Genomic DNA, 20,846 nt, shown 5'->3' with positions numbered 1-20,846 from the left:
GTCAGGGGCACCCCGGGGGCCCCGGTCGCTGGATCTACCGACAGGACCAAAGTACGCCCGCAGGCTGTAGTGCCGCAGCAGGACACGGCGGGTAACGGCCGGTACGGGGCAGGCAGTTAAGGCAGCGGTAGGGAGCGGGTCCGTCAGGACCCGAAGCGCCGCTGCCGGCTGGCGTAGTCACGCAGGGCACGCAGGAAGTCCACCCGCCGGAAGTCCGGCCAGAGCGCTTCGCAGAAGTAGAACTCGCTGTACGCGCTCTGCCACATCAGGAAGCCGGAGAGACGCTGCTCACCGGAGGTCCTGATGACCAGTTCCGGATCCGGCTGTCCGCGGGTGTACAGGTATTCGGAAATCTTCGTGTCGCAGATTTCCTCGGTCACGTCCGCGATGTCCTTGCCCTCGGCTTCGGCGTCCCGCAGCAGCTCCTTGACGGCATCCACGATTTCCCGGCGTCCGCCGTAGCCGATCGCCACGTTGACATGCAGCCCCTCGGCGTCGGCGGTGCTTTCGCCGAGCTCGGTGAGCTGCTTGGCCAGCCGCGACGGAAGGATCTCCAGTGCCCCCACGGGCTGGACCCGCAGGTTGCCCTCTTCGCCCAGGCGGTCCAGGGTGTTGCCGATGATGTCCAGCAGCGGTTCAAGCTCGTCCGGGTCGCGGTTCAGGTTGTCCGTGGACAGCATGTAGAGGGTCACCATCCGCACGCCGAGTTCCTGGCACCAGCCGAGGAACTCCAGGATCTTGTCCGCTCCGGCCTGGTGCCCGTCGCTGGTGGGCGCGCCGGCTAGTTTGGCCCAGCGACGGTTTCCATCCACCATCACCCCGATGTGTTCGGGGATGCGGTCTCCGATAAGGGACCGCCGCAGCTTACGCTCGTAGTAGGCGTAGACAACACCGGGGAATTTCATTGTTTGCCTCACGTGCCTGGGATCCGGAGCGGGAACCGCCAAACGGCCGGTCCCGCATACCCCGGGTCTGCCCAAAGTATAAAAATCTTCTCCTAGGCTACCGCTAGCTCGCCTTGCCGAAGCGCAGATCCGCGGCGACAGCGGCTTACCCAACCGTAAGTTACCCGAACGTAGGTTAGAATTCCGTTATGGATTCGTCACCATTCTCCACCCCGGCCTCAAGGGTTGCCGCCCAGCACGATCCCGAAGCGCGGACCGCACCCGGCCCCCTTGAAAACGCCGTGGAAGCGGTTGCAGAAGAACTGGACATCAAGCCCCGGCTGCGCGGCTGGCTGCATGCCGGCGCCACTCCCCTTGCACTGGCGGCAGGGATCATCCTGGTGGTCCTCGCCCCTACGGCCGGCACCCGGATCGCGTCGGCAATCTACGCCTTGACCGGCGTGCTGCTGTTCGGCACCAGCGCCGTCTATCACCGCGGCAACTGGTCTCCTCGGGTCAAGCTGGTCCTTAAACGCCTGGACCACACCAACATCATGCTGGTGATCGCCGGTTCCTACACCCCGCTGGCCTGGTCGCTCCTGCCCCGGCACAGCGCAGTGACGCTGCTGTGGATCATCTGGGCGGGCGCGCTGGTCGGGGTTGCGTTCCGGCTGCTGTGGCTGCACGCACCCCGCTGGCTCTACACGCCCGTCTATATCGCACTGGGCTGCGCATCGCTGTTCTACATTCCGGATTTCTACGGCGTCAACCCCACCGCGGCCATCCTGATTTGCCTGGGCGGTGCCATGTACATTGCCGGCGCCGTGATCTACGCGATGAAAAAGCCGAATCCCTCCGTGGACTGGTTCGGCTTCCACGAGATCTTCCATGCCTTCACGCTGGCCGGATTTGCCGCGCACTACATAGCCATCCTGATGGCTGTCCGCGCGGCGGGCTAAGGACCCGTCCCCCGGAACTGTGCCGCCAGCTCCTGCGGATCGGCTACCGGCCTGCTGCAGACCATCCCGCGGCACATGTAGGCCAGGGCTCCCCCGTCCGGCGCGGGCCGGTTCCGCAGCAGCGGCACCGCGGTTTCGCCGCCGGGTCCGCTGGCGACGACGACGGCGGGACCACCCGCGGCCCGCCCGGCACGGAGCAGCCGGCCCACCAGGACGGGGTCGCTGCCCGTGACGGCCAGTTCCCGCGGTCCATCCAATGCCTGCGCGAGGACGGACATCGCCCAGCCGCCGGCGCGCGGTGCCCGTGCGGCCACCAGCTGCACGTGGGCGAGCAGCGCTTCGGCGAGGGCGCGGTGCCGGGAGGAACCCGAATAGGCCGCGTATGTCACCAGCACCCCGGCGAACAAGGCGGTGCCGCTGGGAGCGGGGCCGTCCATCGGATCCGCGGCGGAGATCGACCCCTGCGCGGCAGCGAGCTGGTCTGTACGCACGGCGCTGTCCTGCAGGACGCCGTCGGCAATGAACCGCTGCTCTGCGGCCAGCACCAGTTCCTCTGCGGCGCGGTACCACTGTTCCTCACCGGTCGCGGCGAAAAGCGCAAACAGGCCCTCTGCAGCACCGGCATAATCCTCCAGCAGGCCCTCGATGCCGGAGGCGGTGCCCGCGTGGGAGACCCGGACGAGGACGCCGTCCCGGTAGTGGACGCGCAGCATATAACCGGCGGCGCTGCGTGCCAGGTCCAGCAGGCCGGCGGCCTTCCCGTCAGGGTCTCCGGCGTCGGCGAGGGCAAGCGCTGCATCGGCCAGGCCCGCAAGGGCCAGCCCGTTCCATCCTGCGACCACCTTGTCGTCGCGGTCCGGCTGGGGGCGCCGGTCCCGCACGGCCAGCAGGGCGGGACGGCTCCGCTGCCAGAGCTGCTCCTCCGCCGGCTCCAGGCTGCGGCCGAAGTGCAGGGTGGACCCGCCGTCCTCCATCCGGCCGGTTTCGAGGTCCAGAAGGGAGAGCACGGCGTCGGCGTCCGCCCCGGCACCGGCCAGGACGGTGCGGAGCTCCTCGGAGGTCCACACGTAGGTGGCACCTTCCCTCCGCTTTCCGTCCACCAAGGTGTCGGCGTCGAGCGAGGAGGCAAAGCCGCCGCCGTCCACGAGCAACCGCCGAGCGAGCCAGGCCGCGGTGTCGGCGCTGACCTGCAGCGCCAGCCGCCGCTGCTCCCCGGTGGGCGCGGAACGGCTCCAGTGGGCGTAAAGACGCAGCAGCTGGGCGTTGTCGTAGAGCATCTTCTCGAAGTGCGGAACAGCCCAGGCCCGGTCCACGGTGTACCTGGCGAAGCCGCCTTCGAGCTGGTCGTACAGTCCGCTGCGGGCCATGGTTTCCAGGGTGCGGCCGGCGACGGCGGCGGCGGTGCCCGAGGCCGGGCGGCCGGCGGCACCGTACACCAGCAGGAACCGCAGCAGGGGCGACGGCGGGAACTTCGGTGCCCCGCCGAGCCCGCCGAAGCGCGGATCTTCCTGTTCTGCCACGGCCTCGACGGCGGCTTCCAGCACCTCGCCGGAGAGCGGCCCGGCCCCGCCGGCGGCAAGCTCCAGGGTGCCGACCAGCCGACGGTTCCCGGCCTGGGCGGAGGCCAGGTGCGCGGCAATCTGCGCGGCGCTGGTCTCCACTTCCTCCGGGCGGTCCCGCCAGGCGGAGGAGACGGCTTCCAGCACCTGTCGGAAGGAGGGCATTCCCTGCAGCTGGCGGGGCGGGAAATAGGTGCCGGCGTAGAAGGTCCGGCCGTCCGGAAGGGTAAAGACACTCATCGGCCAGCCGCCCTGCCCGGTGAGGGCCTGGGTGGCGGCCATGTACACGGCGTCGACGTCGGGGCGTTCCTCGCGGTCCACCTTCACCGAGACGAAGTTCTCGTTCAGGTACTGTGCCGTGGCTGCGTCCTCAAAGGACTCGTGCGCCATGACGTGGCACCAGTGGCAGGCGGCATAGCCCACAGAGATAAAGACCGGAACATTCCGGCGCCGCGCCTCAGCGAAGGCTGCATCGCCGAACGGCCACCAGTCGACGGGGTTGTCCGCATGCTGGCGCAGGTAGGCCGACGCCTGGTTCCGAAGTCTCTCAGCCATGGGGTGCCCGTTACCTCAGGTGGTCCCAGGTGCTGTCCCGGTCCGCGGGATCATCCACGGCCTTATCCAGGTGAAGCGCCGTCCGGGGGGCATCCGGGCTGCCGGGGGCTTCGCTGCCGGAGGCGTCGCGGTCTGCGGTCCCCTCAGCCGCAATCACCTGCTCCCGGTAACGGACCCGCCGGATCCGCTTCGTCATATCGCGGATCAGGAAGATGATCGCAATCACCATGAAGAGCGTAAAGAGGAACCCCAGCAGGCCCGGGGTGACGTCTTCTGCGGCAACTCCCGGCGCGAGGGTCTCCTCGGGTGCCGGGGTGACGGCCGTAGCCAGGCTGTACAGGAAGTTCACGGTATTTCTCTCTTGTAGATACTGCGGCGGAACCTGCGGTTCCTAAGGCTCTATCGTATGCCAGCGAACAGGTCGGTCTCAGGGAGTTCGGTTTCCACGCGGGACTCAATCAGGGAGTAATCCTCCCAGGGCCAGACCTTGCGCTGGAGGTCCGGGCTGACCGCAAAGAAGAAGCCCTCCGGATCAACCTGCGTGCGGTGGCTGCGCAGCGCCTCGTCCCGGACTTCGAAATAGTCCCCGCATTCGATCTGAGTGGTGGTGGAGTGCACGGGCACCGGCGGCTGGTGGCCTTCCGTGTCGGTTTCCTGCCAGGCGGCGATCCGTTCGGCGTACGGGGACTGCAGGCCGGCCTCTTCCAGCGCGAAGTGCAGTGCGCGGAACCGCTCGGGGTTGAACGCCCGGTCGTAGTAGAGCTTCAAGGGCTCCCAGGCGGCTCCCGTCCCGGGGTACCGTGCAGGGTCGCCGGCGGCGGCAAAGGCTTCCACGGCGACCTTATGGGCCATGATGTGGTCCGGGTGCGGATAGCCGCCGTTTTCGTCGTAACTGATGATCACGTGCGGGCGGAACTCGCGGACCAGCTTCACCAGCGGGGCCGCAGCCCGTTCCAGCGGCTGCAGGGCAAAGCACCCGATGGGGAGGTCCGGCAGCGGATCCCCTTCGGGCAGTCCGGAATCGGCGAATCCCAGCCAGCGGTGCTGAATTCCCAGGGCTGCCTGCGCGGCGGCCATTTCCCTGCGGCGCAGTCCGGCCAGGTCCCGCTTGCCGGCAGGATCGCTTTCAGCGCCGGGGTTGAGGATGGAGCCCCGCTCCCCGCCGGTGCAGGTGGCCACCATGACCTCGACGCCGGCGGCGGCGTAGGAAGCCATCATGGCAGCACCCTTGCTGGCCTCATCATCGGGGTGGGCATGCACCGCGAGCAGGCGCAGCGGGGTGGTACTCCGGGATTCAGTGCTTTCGCGGGCAGACAAGGCAACTCCTGAGGTAAGCGGATTATGACGGCGGATTCGACGGCTAAAATAGGGGTGTGAGCACTTCGGAAGGCCAGCACGAGATGTCGGCGCCCCAGCAGCCGGACGTTTCCACGTCTGAGTCCAGATTAGCCAATCGCTACGGCGCTCCAAAGCGGCGCCTCTCCCGGCGCGCGCGGATCATTGCGGTGTCTGCTGCCGTGGCTGCGGGCGTAGGGGCCGCGGCATGGATGAATGTTCCGTCCTCCACCGGAACGGTGACCTCCAAGGATGTCGGCTTCACCTTTCCGGAGGACGGACGTGTCGTGGTGGATTTCAAGGTCGACAAATCGGCCGGGAGCACTGCCGCCTGCGCCGTCCAGGCGCTCAATGAAAGCTACGCCGTCGTCGGCTGGAAGACGGTGATCCTGGGCCCGGAGGCACCGGAAAGCAGCACCCAGCAGGTGGAACTCCGCACGGACTCCCCCGCGGTCACCGGCGGGGTGAATACCTGCTGGATTCTGGATGAGGACTAGCCCCCGCTGACGTCTTCGTCCCGCATATTGGGTTAAGCCCGCGGGCAAACTAGTATGGAGAGCACGACATGCCCCGCCCAGGTGTCCGGCTGGTCTTTGGTAGAGATTCCAAACCAGACGGTCTCCGCCCGGCGGGGTCTTTGCTTGTCAGGCCGATCCGGCCGGCGGGCACTCAGCCATGCCGGACCAATAGATGGCCCGGACGTTTATATAAGGAGATACCCGTGTCCACCAACAGCGCATCTGTCGCCTGGCTCACGCAGGAGTCTTATGACCGCCTGAAGGCGGAACTGGAGCATCTGTCCGGCCCCGGACGGACGGAGATTGTTGCCCGCATCGAGCAGGCACGCTCTGAGGGCGACCTCAAGGAAAACGGCGGCTACCACGCAGCGAAGGAAGAGCAGGGCAAGACCGAGGCCCGCATCCGCCAGCTGACCCAGCTCCTTGAAACCGCGCACGTTGGCGAAGCCCCGGCAGATGACGGAGTTGTGGAACCGGGCATGCTGGTGGAAGCCCGGGTTGCAGGCGACGTTGAGACCTTCCTACTGGGCAGCCGTGAAATTGCCGGTGACAGCAGCATTGACGTCTACAGCGAAAAGTCTCCGCTGGGTGCATCCATCCAGGGCCTCAAGGCCGGGGACAGCACCACTTACACGGCGCCGAACGGCAAGAGCATCTCCGTGGAAATCATCTCCGCCAAGCCGTATATCGCTTAGGCTTTGTAACCCGGTAATGCAGGCGGGCTCTCCTACGGGAGGGCCCGCCTTTGCGTTGATGCGTCCCGGCGCAGCACGACGGCGGCTAGCACCCCGCCGGCCGCGCCGAACAGGTGCGCCTGCCACGAGACGCCCCAGGACGTGGGGAAAAGGCCCCAGAGGATTGATCCGTAAATCAGGAACAGCACGCCGCTGAGCAGGATCTGGGCAACGTTCCGGTTATAGAAGCCGCGGACGATCAGATACGCGAAGAGCCCGAACACCACGCCCGAAACCCCCACGGTCAGCCCGGCGCCGAACAGCCACACGCCGATTCCCGAGCACAGCCAGGAGATGGCCAGCACCGATGCGAACCGGCGGACCCCCTCCAGCAGGGTCAGGAAGGAAAAGACGATCAGGGGCAGGGTATTGCCCAGGAGATGGGAGGTGCCGGCATGCAGCAGCGGAGCGAACACCACGCCGTCGAGCCCCTCCAGCTGCCGCGGCAGGATGCCCAGCAGCGGAAAGACGATCGGTTTGATGAGGAAGGTGAGCAGGTACACCGCCCACAGCGCGGCGGCAAACAGCAGCGAGCCGGTCAGAGCGGTGCGTACGCGGGAGGAAGCCATCGGCTTAACCCGCCAGCACTACGGGCTGGAAACCCACGGCACGCAGGTTCTTCAGCACCAGTTCGCAGTGCTCGTGGCCCTTCGTTTCCATGTTGATGGTGATGGCGACATCTCCCATGCTGATGGATCCTCCTACCCTCGTATGGTCCACTCCTGTGACATTGGCATCCGATTCCGCGATGATCCGCGAGATGGTGGCCAAGGACCCGGGACGGTCGTCAAGGAGGATGCGAACCACCAGATAACGGCCCGCAGCCGCCAGTCCCCGCTGGATGACCTTCAGCATCAGCATCGGGTCGATATTGCCGCCGGAGAGGATCACTGCCGTGTTTCCGGGGTTGTCGATCTTCCCGTCCATCAAGGCGGCCACTCCCACGGCTCCTGCCGGTTCCACGACCATCTTGGCACGTTCAAGGAGGAAAATCAGCGCGCGGGCAAGGGAGTCCTCGCTGACCGTCACCACATCGTCCACCAGTTCACGGATGATGGAGAACGGCAACTGTCCGGGACGCCCGACGGCGATGCCGTCCGCGATGGTACTGACCCGGGTCAGGGGCACCAGGGCGTCAGCTGCCAGCGACGGCGGATAGGAGGCTGCGTTCTCCGCCTGGACGCCGATGACCCGGATCTCCCGGTCCAGCTCCCGGGCGCGGGATTTGAGTGCGACGGCGACGCCGGCGAGCAGGCCGCCGCCGCCCACCCCCATCAGTACGGTGTCCAGGTCCGGTATCTGGTCCAGCAGCTCGAGGCCGATGGTTCCCTGCCCCGCCACCACGTCCACGTTGTCAAACGGGTGGACGAAAACGGCACCCGTCCGGTCCGCGTAGCGCTGGGCTTCTGCCAGGGCGTCGTCCACGGTGTGGCCGTGGAGGATCACCTCGGCGCCGTGCCCCCGGGTGGCAGCCAGCTTGGGCAGCGCCACTCCCAGCGGCATGTAGATCCGGGCGGCGATGCCCAGCCGCGCGGCGGCCACCGCCACACCCTGGGCGTGGTTTCCAGCGGAGGCCGCCACCACTCCCCGGGCCTTGTCCGCAGGGGACAGCTTGGCCATCAGGACGTAGGCGCCGCGGACCTTGAAGGAACCTGCCCGCTGCAGGTTTTCACATTTGAGGTAGACGGGTGATCCGGTCTCGCGGGCCAGCGCCCGGGACGACTCGACGGGGGTGTGGGCAATAACGCCGTCGAGGAGCTTCGCAGCCGCACGGATGTCGTCCAGCGTCACCGGCAGCAGAGGCTGATCGGTCATGGCCGGCGTTCCTTCCCTGCAGCAGGCTCATCCTCTGTACCGGAACCTGCACCGGAACCGCTTTCCCCCTCCGCCGGGCCGCCGTCGTCGTTCCCGTCGTCCGGTTCGATGGCCAGGTCGTCCTCCCAGCCCCGTGCCGCGATGTAACGGATCATCGTGTTGAGGATGGCCAGCAGCGGCACGGAGAACAGGGCTCCGGGGATCCCCGCGGCGAGGGAGCCGCCCGTGACCGCCAGGATCACGGCCAGCGGATGGAGGGACACGGCCCGGCCCATGACCAGCGGCTGCAGGATGTGCGATTCCAGCTGCTGCACCAGGAGGACGATGCCCAGCATGATCAGCGCGTTGACGCCGCCGTTGGCCACCAGCGCCAGCAGGACGGCCACGAAGCCGGTGACAAACGCGCCGACCAGCGGAACAAACGAGCCCAGGAACACCAGGACCCCGAGCGGAAGGGCCAGCGGTACGCCGATCAGGGCCGCACCGGCGCCGATCCCGACGGCGTCGATAAGTGCCACCATCACCTGCACCCGCACGTAGTTGACCATGGATTCCCAGCCGTGGATGCCGGCTCCATAGGCGGCTGGCCGTGCGCGGCGGGGCAGCAGCCCGGAGGTGAATTCCCAGATCCGGCGCCCGTCCAGCAGGAAGAAGACCAGGGCGAAAAGGGTCAGGAGAATGCCGGCGGCGAAGTGGCCGGCGCTGCTGCCCACGCTCAGGGCACCGGAAAGGATGTTGGCCGAGTTGTCCTGCAGGGTGGTGCTGGCCTCGTCGAACAACGAATCCAGGTCGCCTGCCGTGATGTTCAGCGGCCCGGAGGACAACCAGTCCTGGACCTGGCGGACGCCCTGCAGCGTCTCTCCCCAGAGGTCGCGGAAGCCGAGGGCGAGCTGCCGTCCCACCAGTGCCAGGGCAGCGGTGATGACACCCAGGAACGCCACGATGGTCACTGCCACGGACAGTCCGCCGGGCAACCGGTTCCGGCGCAGCCACTTGGTGACCGGTGACAAAAGCCCGGCCAGCAGGGCGGCGACCATCAGCGGAATAATCAGCAGCGAGAAGTGGCTCAGGATCCAGACGAGGCCGGCGCCGACAACCAGGACAATTCCGAGGCGCCAGGCCCAGGCTGCGCTGACCCGCAGGGCGAAGGGGACCTCGTCATTGTTCCGGCTGGAGTTCGCCGCCGCCGCCTGCAGCGCGCGGGGCGCCGCCGTGCGGCGTACGTGGGGTTTCATGGGGCCATCTTTCCATATCCCGCTTCGCCCGGACCCCTCTTTACGTGCCTATCCGTGGTGTTACCGCGCCGGAGCCAACTCGCCCCTGATGCCCCAGCGGGCGGAAAAAGTCCGACCGGGTGCCAGCCAGACCAGTCCTTCCCCGGAGTTGAGTGCATTGGCCGGCGCCGTCATCGGCTCCAGGGCCACGGCCCGGGGCTGGCCGGGGAAGGTGTCGGTGACGAAGACATGGACGTAACGGCATTCGGGTCCGGCCCAGAGGCTGACCGTGCGTCCGTCCGGGGCCCCGAGGACATACCGGTGCGCCGCGCCGTCGGGGCCGGTGTCGTCCAGGGCGAGGTCCGTGTACGCGCTGTCCAGCAACAGGCCGCCCACCCGCACTCCGGCCCGGAGGTCCGCTGTTCCGGCGGGCTCCTGCCGGCCGGTGGGAATGAGCCGGTCATCGACGGTCAGCACTGTTGATGCAGCCACGGTCAGCACCAGGTCTTCGGTCGGTACGTCGCCGAGCCGAAGGAAGGGATGGGCACCGAGGGCTACGGGGGCCTCTGCTCCGCCCTGGTTGGTCAGGCTCTGGTGCACGTGCAGGCCGCCGTCGTCGTCGAGGCTGTAGCGCACGCGGTGCAGCAGGTGGAACGGATATCCGTGCTGCGGGAAGATCCCGGCCTCCAGTTCCACGGCACCGGGAACCTGTTCCCGGACCGTGTAGCCGGTGTTGCGCAGCAGGCCGTGGCTGGCATGCCCGCGCGAGGGCTCGGTAATGTCCAGCTGCTGGGTCTGTCCGTCCAGCTTCCAGCGCCCGTCCGCCACGCGGTTGGGCCACGGGGCAAGGAGCACGCCGTTGGCGGACGGAGGGATGGCGCTGTCCGGGTAGGTCTGGAACAGGTCCACACCGTCAACCGTGTACCGGCGGAGCGCACCGCCCAGGGATCCAATGACGGCACGGGCACTGCCGCGGGTGATTTCGTACTGCGTGCCGGTGGCCGGGACGGCCTCCGCGGGTTCGCTGCCGGTTGCGTTCATGCCGCCTTATCCTACCCGTGCCCGCCGCTGCTCACTCATCGAAATGGGTGCTCACCCGGTCGCTCACCGCAGCCACCACTCCGGCTGCGACGTTGCGGATCTTGATGTTGCGGCTGTTCGAGACGCTGCGGAGGATGTCGATCGCGGCCTGCTGGCCGCAGCCGTTCTGTCCCATGATGATGCCCGCAGCCAGGTCCACCACGGTCCGTGATTCCAAGGCCGCCTGGAGGTTCGCCGCCCGGTTGGCGTGGGCATCGAGCAGCAGTGCCAGCCGGAGGGCCTTGGCACTCTCAGCTGCAACGGCGTGTACACCGGCCATTTCCTCCGGTCCGAAGGCGTATGCGGAGGCCGAATAGCAGCTGAGGGCCCCGCGGTCCCCCTGCAGCGGCAGGGCGACGACGGCGACCGCCCGGATGCCGTGGTCTTCCGCGCCTGACAGGGTGGTCCAGCGGTGCGCTGCAGCCAGGTCCGACACCACGACGTCGGGTCCGCCGCCCAGCACCGTGCCGCCCGGGCTGCCGGGCCCGTACTCATCATCTGCGGCCATCCCCGCCAGACCCTCGGTCCGGACGGCAAGCCGGGGACGGCGGCTGCGTTCAACGGCAATCGAGCACCCGTCCGGCGGGGAGAGGCCCATCCTGCGGGCGGCAACACCTGCCGCTTCCGTGAGGAACGCCTCAGTGTCCGAACCGGCCAGCAGGACGGCGACGAGTTCTTCGACCACCGACTGCGGCTGTGGTTCGGCCATGGACAACTCCTTTTCCTGCCGGGGTATGCGGAGGCGGCGCCGCACCGGGGACCGCCCTGCGCGGCCATGCTACGTCCGCGGACGGACCGTGCCCAGAGTCCCGGGCCGAACCGGGCACCCGGAGCCGTTAAACAGTGGAAGGACCGCAGGCGACTCGCCTGCGGTCCTTCCGCTGTATCACCGCTTGAGTGCCGCGGCGGATTAGTCGTTGCCGCGGAGGATCGACAGGAGACGGATGATCTCCACGTACAGCCACACCAGCGTCACTGTCAGGCCGAACGCCGCAGTCCAGGAGTAACGCTCCGGGGCGCCTGCCTTGACGCCCTGCTCAATGGACGTGAAATCCATGATGAGCGAGAACGCTGCCAGGCCGATGGCCAGGATGCCGATGAAGAAGCCCAGCGGGATACCGAAGATTTCGACGCTGCCGCGCAGACCCCACGGATCCTGTACTCCGCCGAAGATCATCAGGCCGACGTTGATCAGGGAGAAGACGGCGTAACCGATGATCGCGATCATGAAGAACCGCACAGCCTTGGGCGTGGCACGCACCTTGCCACTGCGGAACAGCACGAGGGTGACGGCGAAGACTGCCAGCGTGCCCAGTACGGCCTGCAGGCCGACGCCGGGGTACATCCCGTCCAGGACAGCGGTGAGGCCGCCGAGGAACATGCCTTCAAGGAAGGCGTACGCAAGGATCAGCCCGGGAACGGGTTCACGCTTGAACGAGTTGACGAGGCCCAGGACAAAACCGCCCAGGGCGCCCAGAATCATTAGTCCGCTGCCCATCGACGGCAGCACGAAAGTGGGGATTGCAGCGCCCACCAGGATCATCGCCAGGCAGAAAACCGTCTTCATGATGACGTCGTCATACGTCATGCGGCCCATGTCCGACGGCTTGGCGGACGGGGCCGTGTAGAGATCCTGCAGCTGCTGCGGGGTCATGTAGCTGTTGTCAGTTGCCAGTGAACCCGTGGCGGTGCCGCCGCGGGTCTGGGCTTTGAAGTTCTTTCCGTTAAAAACCGGATTTCCGCCACGTGCCATTGAATCTGTCCTCCATCTGGGGGGCTGTTTCAGCCCAGCCTACCAAGTACAACGAAGACGGAGGACGGCGGATTCCCGCGAATCCGCACCTGCGGATAACGGTTCGGCATACCGGAGTCCTCCCGGGCCCGCCTCCCTTGCCCCAACGGCAGCACAGTTGTTATCCGATCGCGACATGCGCAGGAGGAGAAACGTCACTGCCTGAAACATTCAGTGGGTAGCATGTTCCCCAATCGGTGACGTGTGTCACATCTACCCGCCTGCGCGCCGCTTCTTCGGTTCCGCAGCCCTGCGTGGAGGTTTCAGAACTTGGTAAGAACATCGGCGCTGACCCGGTATCTGGGGATGCTGGCGGCCATGGCAGCGTTGTTTGCTGCCATGCTGCTCGCAGCTCCTGCCGCTTTGGCCACAACAGCCACACCCGACGCCCCGGCGTCCTCTGCCAGCCCCGGCCCGACGGACGCGGCCGAATACCGCGACCGGATCAGCGGCGTCTTGAAGAACGCGGGCGCTCCCCTGGAGGGCGTCACCATCACCGCCACCGGCAACGGGTACGAGGCCGAGGCGGTGACCGGAGCCAACGGATCCTGGTCCATCGGCGTCCCGCAGCAGGGCGCGTATGAAGTGGAACTGGACGAATCCACGCTCCCGGAGGGTGTCGCTCTGGCAGAAGGCCAGCAGAACCCGCGCACCGTCACCTTCGCCAACACCACCAACATCACCACGCTGTTCCTGCTCGGTGAAGGAATTGTGCTGCAGGAGGAGAGCTTCGGTTCCCTGCTGCTGGAGCGGGCGGTGGCGGGCCTGAGCTTCGGCCTCCTGCTCGCCCTGAGCGCCGTCGGCCTGTCGCTGATCTTCGGCACCACCGGCCTGACCAACTTCGCGCACGGGGAAATGGTAACCCTGGGTGCCGTCCTTGCCTTCGCCTTCGCCGCCATGGGCATGCCGCTCTGGGCAGCCCTCCCGTTGGCGGTCCTGGCCGGCGGTGCCTTCGGCTACGTGCAGGACGCCGGGATCTGGAAACCGCTGAGGCGCCGCGGCACGGGCCTGGTGCCCATGATGATCGTCAGCATCGGCCTGGCCGTGGCAGTCCGCTACACCGTGCTGTTCTTCTTCGGCGGCGGGACACAGCAGCTGCCGGGCTCCCAGAGTCCGATACTGGAACTCGGACCCGTGTCCATTCCCCGGAATACCCTGGTGTCCCTGATCGTCAGCCTGGCCGTCATCCTGGTGGTCGCGCTCCTGCTGCTGCGCACCCGGATCGGCAAGGCCACCCGGGCAGTGGCGGACAACCCCGCCCTGGCCGCGGCGTCGGGCATTGACGTGGACCGGGTCATCCGGCTCGTCTGGGTCATCGGCGGAGCCCTTGCCGCCATGGGAGGCATCCTCTGGGCGTACTACCGACCGGGTGTTTCCTTCAATATGGGCCAGCAGATCCTGCTGCTGATCTTTGCCGGAGTGACCCTCGGCGGTCTCGGCACGGTCTTCGGCGCACTGGTCGGGTCCGTCCTGGTAGGCCTCTTCGTGGAAATCTCCACCCTCTGGCTGGAAGCGGACCTGAAGTACGTGGGCGCCCTGGTCATCATGATTCTTGTCCTGCTGGTCCGGCCGCAGGGACTCCTCGGCCGCCGCGAGCGCATAGGTTAGGGGCTTAGGTACACATGGATTTCTCCAATATTCTTCTCGGTGCCTTCACTGAGATCATCAGCCCCACCACGGCCGCGTACGCACTGGCTGCCCTCGGGCTGGCCGTGCACTTCGGCTACACCGGCCTGCTGAACTTCGGCCAGGCCGGGTTCATGGCCGTCGGCGCCTACGGCTTCGCCATACCGATCCTCTCCTTCAATGCCCCGCTGCCGCTGGCACTGGTGATCGCCCTGCTGGCATCCGCTGTGTTTGCCGTCATCCTGGGCATACCCACGCTTCGCCTCCGCGCGGACTACCTTGCCATCGTTACCATTGCCGCCGCCGAGATCATCCGGTACATCGTCACCACCAACTCCATGACACCGGTGACCGGATCCGCCAACGGCCTCGCCGCGTTTACCGGCAGCTTCTACGCCCTCAACCCGCTACCGGCGGGCTCCTACAGCCTCGGGCCCGTCTCCATGAACGAGCGGGACCTCTGGATCCGCCTGGTGGCCTGGCTCCTGGTGGCCCTGGCCTGCCTCCTGGTGTGGATGCTGATCCGCAGTCCCTGGGGCCGCGTGCTCAAGGGCATCAGGGAGGACGAGAACGCCGTCCGCGCCCTGGGCAAGAACGTGTACGCCTACAAAATGCAGGCGCTGGTCATCGGCGGCATCCTGGGCTCGCTGGCCGGAATCATCTTCACCCTCCCCCGGGACGCCGTGCAGCCGGCAAACTACGGGACCGAGCTGACCTTCTACCTCTACACGGCCCTGCTGCTGGGCGGCATGTCCACTGTGCTCGGGCCGGTGCTCGGCTCCATGATTTTCTGGGCCATCCTCTCCGTCACGCAAGGTCTTCTTTACGGCGCCATTGAATCCGGGTACATCACATTCATCACCACTTCCCAGGCAGGCCAGATCCGCTACATCCTTGTCGGCGTAGCCCTGATGCTGCTGATGATCTTCCGGCCCCAGGGCATCCTGGGCAACAAGAAGGAGCTGTCGTTCGCATGAGCCACCAAGCAGACGAGCCCCTGGCGGAAGCGCGCGCCTCAGGGGCGCACGCAGCCGGTCCGGAAGCGGAAGCGCCCCTCGCCGGTCCCGTTCCTCCGGCGGCCGCGGACAACGACTACATGGACGACGCCCGGCCCATTGCCGCCGGCGACACCGGTCCGGGCTGCGCCAAACGGGATCCCATCCTGGTGGCCAGGAACGTCACCCGGACCTACGGCGGAATCAACGCCGTGGATGTGGAGCACGTGGAGATTCCGCGGAATAAGATCACCGCACTGATCGGCCCCAACGGTGCCGGGAAAACGACTCTTTTCAACCTGCTGACCGGCTTCGACACACCCCAGTCCGGCAGCTGGCAGTTCGAGGGCAAAGACCTGGCCGGGGTCTCCGCCTACAAGGTGGCACGCCTTGGCATGGTCCGCACATTCCAGCTGACCAAGGTCATGGGCAAACTGACCGTCTTGGAGAACATGCGCCTGGGTGCCACCGCCCAGCCGGGGGAATCCCTTCGGCGGGCGCTCCTGCCTCCGCTGTGGCGCCAGCGGGAAAAGGAAATTACCGAACAGGCCGACGTCCTGCTGACCAAGTTCAAGCTGGACACCAAGCGGGGCGACTATGCGGCGTCCCTCTCCGGCGGCCAGCGCAAGCTGCTGGAGATGGCCCGGGCCCTGATGGTCCGCCCGAAACTGGTCATGCTGGATGAGCCCATGGCAGGCGTGAACCCGGCACTGACCCAGTCCCTGCTTGACCACATCAAGAACCTCAAGGCCGAGGGCATGACCGTGCTGTTCGTGGAGCACGACATGCACATGGTCCGCCACATTGCCGACTGGGTGGTGGTTATGGCCGAAGGCAAGGTGGTGGCCGAGGGGCCGCCGTCCGAGGTCATGAAGGACCAGGCCGTGATCGACGCCTATCTTGGGGCGCACCATGATGTGGACCTGGGCGATTCGGCAGGCTTCGAAAAGCTGGAGGCCGAGTTGGAGCACGACGCCGAGTCATCGGTGGGTATGGAACCTGACGGCGTGGTCGGCGGGCGGATCGACGAACGGAAGGACCAGGCATGACTGCCGATGCATTCGAAGGCGACTCCGTCGTCAAGGTAACCGATCTCGTGGCGGGCTACATTCCCGGGGTCAACATTCTCAACGGGTGCAGCATCGAGGCACGCCGCGGTGAGCTGATCGGCATCATCGGACCCAACGGTGCCGGCAAATCCACCCTGCTCAAGGCAATGTTCGGACTGGTCAAGGTGCATTCCGGAACTGTAGTGGTCCGCGGCCAGGACCTTACCGGCCTCAAGGCCAACAAGCTCGTCAGCCGGGGTGTGGGCTTCGTTCCGCAGAACAACAACGTCTTCCCTTCCCTGACCATCGAGGAAAACCTGCAGATGGGCGTGTACCAGGCGCCCAGGACCTTTAAGGAACGCTTCGATTTTGTGGCCGGAGTGTTCCCCGAACTGGCCAAGCGCCGGGCCCAGAGGGCGGGTTCCCTGTCCGGCGGCGAACGCCAGATGGTCGCCATGGGCCGTGCGCTGATGATGGATCCCGCCGTGCTCCTGCTGGATGAACCCTCCGCCGGGCTCTCCCCCGTCAAGCAGGACGAGGCGTTCCTGCGGGTGCATGAGATCAACCGGGCAGGCGTCTCCGTAATCATGGTGGAACAGAATGCCCGCCGCTGCCTGCAGATCTGTGACCGGGCGTATGTGCTCGACCAGGGCCGGGACGCCTACACCGGTACCGGGCGCGAGCTCATGAAGGATCCGAAGGTCATCCAGCTCTACCTGGGCACCCTGGCCGAGACGGCCTAGTCCCTCCCGGCCTCAGGAAGGGCCCAGGAGCCGCGGAATACACTCCGCTCCTCCAGGAAGCACCATCAGAGGCCAGTCAGCAGCAAGGAAGAAGCCCCCGCCGGAACCGGCGGGGGCTTCTTCCTTGCTGTTCTGCTTCAGCTACAGCTGGCCCGCTTCGGAGCGGCTCGGCTGCGGCACGTTGTCAGCGTCGTACTGGTAGATGCCGATGAAGGCTTCCGTGGGGTCGCCGTTCTCATCAAACGTGATCGGTCCGGAGTAGCCGTCGTAATCGATGTCTCCGCCGCCGCGCAGGATGGTCACACAGCCGGCAAAGTCGTAGCATTTCTCGCCCTCGGCGGACACGCTCTCCAGCTGGGCGGCCATGGCCTTGCCATCTGTGCTGCCCGCTGCCTCGGCGGCGAGCGCCAGGAGGGTGACGGCGTCATAGCTTTCACCCGCGTAGGACCAGTCCTTCAGCGCCGGATCGACTTCAAGCAGGGACTCCTTGAAGTTTTCCGATGCGAAGGTTCCGGGAATGGTTCCCTGCGCCCCTTCAAGGGTTCCGGCATCCAGATCCTTGCTGTAGTCCGACGTATTGCCGTCCACAAAGAACAACTGGCTGGAGTCAACACCCTTGGCCGTCAGCAGCGGCACGATGCTCTTGGCCTGGTCAAAGCTGATCACCACGATGGCGTCGGGCTTCGCGGCCACAACCGAGTCCACCTGGCTGCTGAACTGGGAGTCGCCCTCATTGAACATCTCCGACGCCACCACCTGGCCGCCAGCGGATTCAACCGAGGTCTTCACGTTGCTCTCCAGCCCCGTGCCATAGGCGTCGTTGAGGACGATCATGCCCACGGTCTGCGCCCCACAGGACATGATGTAGTTGCCCAGGATGCGGCCCTGCAGGACATCCGAGGGAGCGGTCCGCCAGAACAGTCCGTTGTCGTCCCAAGTGGTGAAGTCCGGTGAGGTGTTGGCCGGGGAGAACTGGATGACGCCGGCACCGGTGATGTTGCCGATCACCGTTTTGGAGACGCCCGAGGACGCCGCACCGACAATGGCGCTGACCCCCTGGCTCAGCATGTCGTTTACCGACTGCGTGGCGATATCCGTGGTTGTGTCGCCGGAGTCGCGGTGGACAATTTCGACGTCCTTGCCGAGGACGCCGCCGGCCTCGTTGATTTCATTAACTGCCAAGTTGGTGCCGGCGATTTCGGGCGGGCCGAGGTAGGCAAGCGAGCCGGTGGTGGGCAGCAGCGTACCGAGCTTGAGCGGTACGTCCGTGGTGCCCGTGGAGGCAGGCACTGCCGCAGGATCACCCTTGGCACCCGGGTCTTCCCCCGTTCCCCCTTGGCTTTCGGGACAGGACAGTCCCGCCGCTGCGGCAGTCTCGGTCTCTCCCGCTCCCGCAGTGTCTTCCGCGGATGATTCCCCGCCGCCGCTGCAGCCGCTGGCAAATAAGGCAAGACCCAATCCAAGGGCAGCGATTTTGGCGGTGCGGGCGTATCCCGTGCCCTGACCCAGTCCGCCGGCAGTGCGTAGTGCAGTCATAAAAGTTTCTCCCCGATCGAAAGGCGGGTGCCTTTGACGCAAATACCAGGTGTTCCTGATTAGTAGAAAAGCTAGTTGAACATTGTGACGAATATAAGAGGCTTCGGTTACAGCCTTGTAACACTCGTCACATTTTAGCTTTGGTGCCCTTGCCGGAAACTGCGGATGGGGCCTATACGATGGCCGTAGAATCGTTCTCTTGGGGGAAACAATGCACGTTTTACGCCTGTCCACTGCCGCACTTCCGATCGCGGCCCTGTTCCTCATGGGTCCCGCTGCGCCCGCGTCGGCGCTGGAGTGCGCGCCCGGCACCCTTCCCGCCGTCGTGGACGGGGTGGAGATCTGCGTCGCAGGCACCTACAACCCTTCCGTGCCCGCACCGGCCTATAACCCGGGCGAAAGCACCTACGATCCTTCCACCGGCAACTACTCCGAGGCGGTTCCCGCCGTACCTGTGCCGGCTCCGGTCCCCGCGGCGCCGGCGGAGACAACGCCCGCACCGGTGGAAACGTCGCCCGCACCGATGGATCCCACGCCTGCGCCGACCACCGGCAGCGGCGGCGTCTCCGGCAGCACCGGAGTGAGCTCCCCGTCCACCGCGCCGTCTCCCAGCCGCACACCTGCCCCCTCGCCGTCCTCCACGGAGGCCATAGATGAGGAACGCACGGGTGCGGACCTGGTTCTTCCCGGGATCGCGGCCGTCGTCATTCTGAGCCTGCTGGCCGGAGGGCTGCTGCTGCGGCACCGCAACCGGTCCGCGCGCGGCTGAAGTGGAACGCGCTTCCACGCAGGAGCCTGTAAGGGACTGAAGTACCCCAGGTCGGACTCGAACCGACAACACACCGATTTTAAGTCGGTTGCCTCTGCCAATTGGGCTACTGGGGCGCGGCTGACGCCTTCCCAAGCCTACTGGAAACGCCGGGAGGGCGGGAAACACAACGACGGCGGCCCTCCCTATGGAGGACCGCCGTCGTCGTGTACCGGCGTTGACCGAAGACTAGGCCTTGACGGCCGGCTTCTTAGCCGGCGTTGCCGCTTCCTCGAAGCCGCGGCGCGGGTCTTCCAGGTTGCGCAGCGACGTCAGGTCGCGGCCGTAGCTCACGTTCAGCAGCCAGCCCGAGATTACGCGGAACTTGCGCTCGAACATCGGCATGGCCAGGCCGTGGTAGCCGCGGTGTGCCAGCCAGGCCGGGAAGCCCTTCAGGCCGAAGCCCATGATGTTGGCAACACCCTTGTACTGGCCCAGACCGGCAACAGCGCCAAGGCTCTTGTGGTTGTACTCTTCCACGGTGCCGACGCCGTAGCGGGCCGCCATGATGTTCTTGGCCAGCAGCTTTGCCTGGCGGACGGCATGCTGTGCGTTCGGGACGCAGAAACCGCCCACGCCGCCGCCGGAGAGGTCCGGGACGGCGGAAACGTCGCCGGCAGCCCAGGCGCCGTCGAGGGGACCGTCATCACCGGTGATGCGCAGTTCGGCGTTGGCGCGGACGCGGCCGCGCTCGTCGATCGGGAAGTCGGTGGCGCGGACCATCGGGTTCGCCTGCACACCGGCGGTCCAGATCAGGGTGTCTGCACCGAACTCACCGGCCGGGGACTTGTCCGCCATGTTGATCAGCTTCAGGACGCCGCCTTCGGCGGATGCCAGCGAGGTGTTCAGCAGCACCTCGATGCCGCGCTCACGCATGCTGGCAACAACCCACTCGGCCTGGTCGGGCTTGACCTCGGGCATAACCCGGCCCATGGCCTCGACCAGGACGAAGCGCAGGTCTTCGCGGCGGAGCCGGTCATTGATCCGGACCGCGTCGCGGGCCATGTCTTCAAGTTCGGTCAGGGTTTCGATGCCGGCAAAGCCGCCGCCGACGACGACGAACGTCAGGGCGCGTTCGCGCTCCGGTCCCACGGGCATAAGCGACGCGGTTTCAATGCGTTCGAGCACGTGGTTGCGGGTGGCCATTGCTTCTTCAATGCTCTTCATACCGATGCCGGCCTCGGCGAGGCCCGGGATCGGGAAGGTGCGGGTGATCGAGCCGGCAGCCAGGACGACGTCCTGGTAGGGCAGCTCGAACGGCTCGCTGCCGTCACCCGGCTCAATGGTGGCCGTGCGGGCGGAGTGGTTGATGGAAGTAACCTTGCCGGTGATCAGCTCGGTGTTCTTCAGGTGCATGCGGTGGGATACAACGGCGTCGCGGGCTTCAATGGTGCCTGCGGCGACCTCGGGGAGGAAAGGCTGGTAGGTCATGTACGGCAGCGGGTCCACTACCGTAACAATTCCGCCCTGCTCCTTTACCTTCTTCTGGAGGTCTTTGGCCACGTACAGACCGACGTAACCACCGCCGACCACCAGAACGCGGGGACGATCAGAAAACTGCTTGTTCGATGCCATGCCCCAATCGTACCCGAGTTTGTGAAAGTCTTCACGAAGCATTTGACAAACGGCACTAAAGCTTTTTTT

General features: G+C 66.3%; 20 protein-coding genes and 1 tRNA gene. 8 read left to right on the top strand and 13 right to left on the bottom strand.

Annotation, left to right across the window (positions count from 1 at the left end):
- Positions 1–143: 143 nt before the first annotated feature.
- The gene (locus NNX37_RS13420; RefSeq protein ID WP_255793232.1) at positions 144–905 is read right to left on the bottom strand and encodes an isoprenyl transferase; all 762 of its coding nucleotides are present in this window, start codon (positions 903–905) and stop codon (positions 144–146) included.
- Between the two features lie 188 nt (positions 906–1,093).
- Between NNX37_RS13420 and trhA the strand changes: the two genes are divergently transcribed.
- Positions 1,094–1,843: a PAQR family membrane homeostasis protein TrhA gene (gene trhA, locus NNX37_RS13415; RefSeq protein WP_255793231.1), complete on the top strand. Its 750-nt coding sequence runs from the start codon at positions 1,094–1,096 to the stop codon at positions 1,841–1,843.
- On the opposite strand, the gene NNX37_RS13410 is transcribed toward trhA, so the two are convergent.
- From NNX37_RS13410 to mca, 3 genes are read right to left on the bottom strand one after another with little or no spacing between them, the layout of a single operon-like run.
- The gene (locus NNX37_RS13410) at positions 1,840–3,957 is read right to left on the bottom strand and encodes a thioredoxin domain-containing protein (protein ID WP_255793230.1); all 2,118 of its coding nucleotides are present in this window, start codon (positions 3,955–3,957) and stop codon (positions 1,840–1,842) included. The two genes, trhA and NNX37_RS13410, sit on opposite strands and share 4 nt — an antisense overlap.
- 10 nt (positions 3,958–3,967) lie before the next feature.
- The gene (locus tag NNX37_RS13405; protein ID WP_255793229.1) at positions 3,968–4,306 is read right to left on the bottom strand and encodes a hypothetical protein; all 339 of its coding nucleotides are present in this window, start codon (positions 4,304–4,306) and stop codon (positions 3,968–3,970) included.
- 50 nt (positions 4,307–4,356) lie between these two features.
- Complete coding sequence (gene mca / locus NNX37_RS13400) at positions 4,357–5,274, bottom strand: mycothiol conjugate amidase Mca (RefSeq protein ID WP_255793228.1); 918 nt, start codon at positions 5,272–5,274, stop codon at positions 4,357–4,359.
- A 56-nt stretch (positions 5,275–5,330) separates the two neighbouring features.
- On the opposite strand from mca, the gene NNX37_RS13395 reads away from it, so the two are divergent.
- Entirely contained in the window at positions 5,331–5,789 is a 459-nt protein-coding gene (locus NNX37_RS13395) for a DUF4307 domain-containing protein (RefSeq protein ID WP_255793227.1), read from the top strand.
- A gap of 224 nt (positions 5,790–6,013) precedes the next feature.
- Positions 6,014–6,505 carry a transcription elongation factor GreA gene (greA, locus tag NNX37_RS13390; protein ID WP_255793226.1) on the top strand — a complete coding sequence of 164 codons (492 nt, stop codon included), beginning with the start codon at positions 6,014–6,016 and terminating at the stop codon, positions 6,503–6,505.
- Positions 6,506–6,537: 32 nt separating this feature from the next.
- On the opposite strand, the gene NNX37_RS13385 is transcribed toward greA, so the two are convergent.
- The 6 genes from NNX37_RS13385 to NNX37_RS13360 form a co-directional block, all read right to left on the bottom strand.
- The gene (locus NNX37_RS13385; protein WP_255793225.1) at positions 6,538–7,113 is read right to left on the bottom strand and encodes a rhomboid family intramembrane serine protease; all 576 of its coding nucleotides are present in this window, start codon (positions 7,111–7,113) and stop codon (positions 6,538–6,540) included.
- A gap of 4 nt (positions 7,114–7,117) precedes the next feature.
- Positions 7,118–8,359 (bottom strand): threonine ammonia-lyase, encoded by a 1,242-nt coding sequence (gene ilvA, locus NNX37_RS13380; protein ID WP_255793224.1) that lies wholly within the window; start codon positions 8,357–8,359, stop codon positions 7,118–7,120.
- Positions 8,356–9,594 carry an AI-2E family transporter gene (locus NNX37_RS13375; RefSeq protein WP_255793223.1) on the bottom strand — a complete coding sequence of 413 codons (1,239 nt, stop codon included), beginning with the start codon at positions 9,592–9,594 and terminating at the stop codon, positions 8,356–8,358. The genes ilvA and NNX37_RS13375 overlap by 4 nt, the downstream gene beginning before the upstream one ends.
- A gap of 60 nt (positions 9,595–9,654) precedes the next feature.
- Positions 9,655–10,614, bottom strand: a complete 960-nt coding sequence (locus tag NNX37_RS13370; RefSeq protein ID WP_255793222.1) for an aldose 1-epimerase family protein — start codon at positions 10,612–10,614, stop codon at positions 9,655–9,657.
- A gap of 31 nt (positions 10,615–10,645) precedes the next feature.
- The gene (locus NNX37_RS13365) at positions 10,646–11,362 is read right to left on the bottom strand and encodes an ANTAR domain-containing protein (RefSeq protein ID WP_255793221.1); all 717 of its coding nucleotides are present in this window, start codon (positions 11,360–11,362) and stop codon (positions 10,646–10,648) included.
- Between the two features lie 201 nt (positions 11,363–11,563).
- Positions 11,564–12,406, bottom strand: coding sequence for a Bax inhibitor-1/YccA family protein (locus tag NNX37_RS13360; RefSeq protein WP_255793220.1), 843 nt, complete (start codon positions 12,404–12,406; stop codon positions 11,564–11,566).
- A gap of 345 nt (positions 12,407–12,751) precedes the next feature.
- Here NNX37_RS13360 and NNX37_RS13355 point away from each other — a divergent pair, with 345 nt between their 5' ends.
- From NNX37_RS13355 to NNX37_RS13340, 4 genes are all read left to right on the top strand, one after another.
- Entirely contained in the window at positions 12,752–14,053 is a 1,302-nt protein-coding gene (locus NNX37_RS13355) for a branched-chain amino acid ABC transporter permease (protein ID WP_255793541.1), read from the top strand.
- 14 nt (positions 14,054–14,067) lie between these two features.
- Positions 14,068–15,048, top strand: a complete 981-nt coding sequence (locus NNX37_RS13350; protein WP_255793219.1) for a branched-chain amino acid ABC transporter permease — start codon at positions 14,068–14,070, stop codon at positions 15,046–15,048.
- Between the two features lie 119 nt (positions 15,049–15,167).
- Positions 15,168–16,115 (top strand): ABC transporter ATP-binding protein, encoded by a 948-nt coding sequence (locus tag NNX37_RS13345; RefSeq protein ID WP_255793540.1) that lies wholly within the window; start codon positions 15,168–15,170, stop codon positions 16,113–16,115.
- Positions 16,112–16,858, top strand: coding sequence for an ABC transporter ATP-binding protein (locus tag NNX37_RS13340; protein ID WP_255793218.1), 747 nt, complete (start codon positions 16,112–16,114; stop codon positions 16,856–16,858). Before NNX37_RS13345 ends, NNX37_RS13340 begins: the two co-directional genes overlap by 4 nt.
- Before the next feature lie 141 nt (positions 16,859–16,999).
- Here NNX37_RS13340 and NNX37_RS13335 read toward each other — a convergent pair whose 3' ends face one another.
- Entirely contained in the window at positions 17,000–18,394 is a 1,395-nt protein-coding gene (locus NNX37_RS13335; RefSeq protein ID WP_255793217.1) for an ABC transporter substrate-binding protein, read from the bottom strand.
- Between the two features lie 199 nt (positions 18,395–18,593).
- Between NNX37_RS13335 and NNX37_RS13330 the strand changes: the two genes are divergently transcribed.
- The gene (locus NNX37_RS13330; protein ID WP_255793216.1) at positions 18,594–19,163 is read left to right on the top strand and encodes a hypothetical protein; all 570 of its coding nucleotides are present in this window, start codon (positions 18,594–18,596) and stop codon (positions 19,161–19,163) included.
- Positions 19,164–19,205: 42 nt separating this feature from the next.
- Here the strand turns inward: NNX37_RS13330 and NNX37_RS13325 are convergent.
- Both NNX37_RS13325 and NNX37_RS13320 read right to left on the bottom strand, forming a co-directional pair.
- Positions 19,206–19,279: transfer RNA gene (locus tag NNX37_RS13325), tRNA-Leu, on the bottom strand.
- 112 nt (positions 19,280–19,391) lie between these two features.
- A complete protein-coding gene (locus NNX37_RS13320) occupies positions 19,392–20,777 on the bottom strand; it encodes an NAD(P)/FAD-dependent oxidoreductase (protein WP_255793215.1) in 1,386 nt (461 codons plus the stop codon).
- Positions 20,778–20,846 lie beyond the last annotated feature (69 nt).

The sequence above is a fragment of the Arthrobacter zhaoxinii genome, from assembly GCF_024385505.1.
In the GTDB taxonomy this organism is placed as follows: domain Bacteria; phylum Actinomycetota; class Actinomycetes; order Actinomycetales; family Micrococcaceae; genus Arthrobacter_B; species Arthrobacter_B zhaoxinii.
This window is presented reverse-complemented; position numbering and strand designations above follow the sequence as displayed.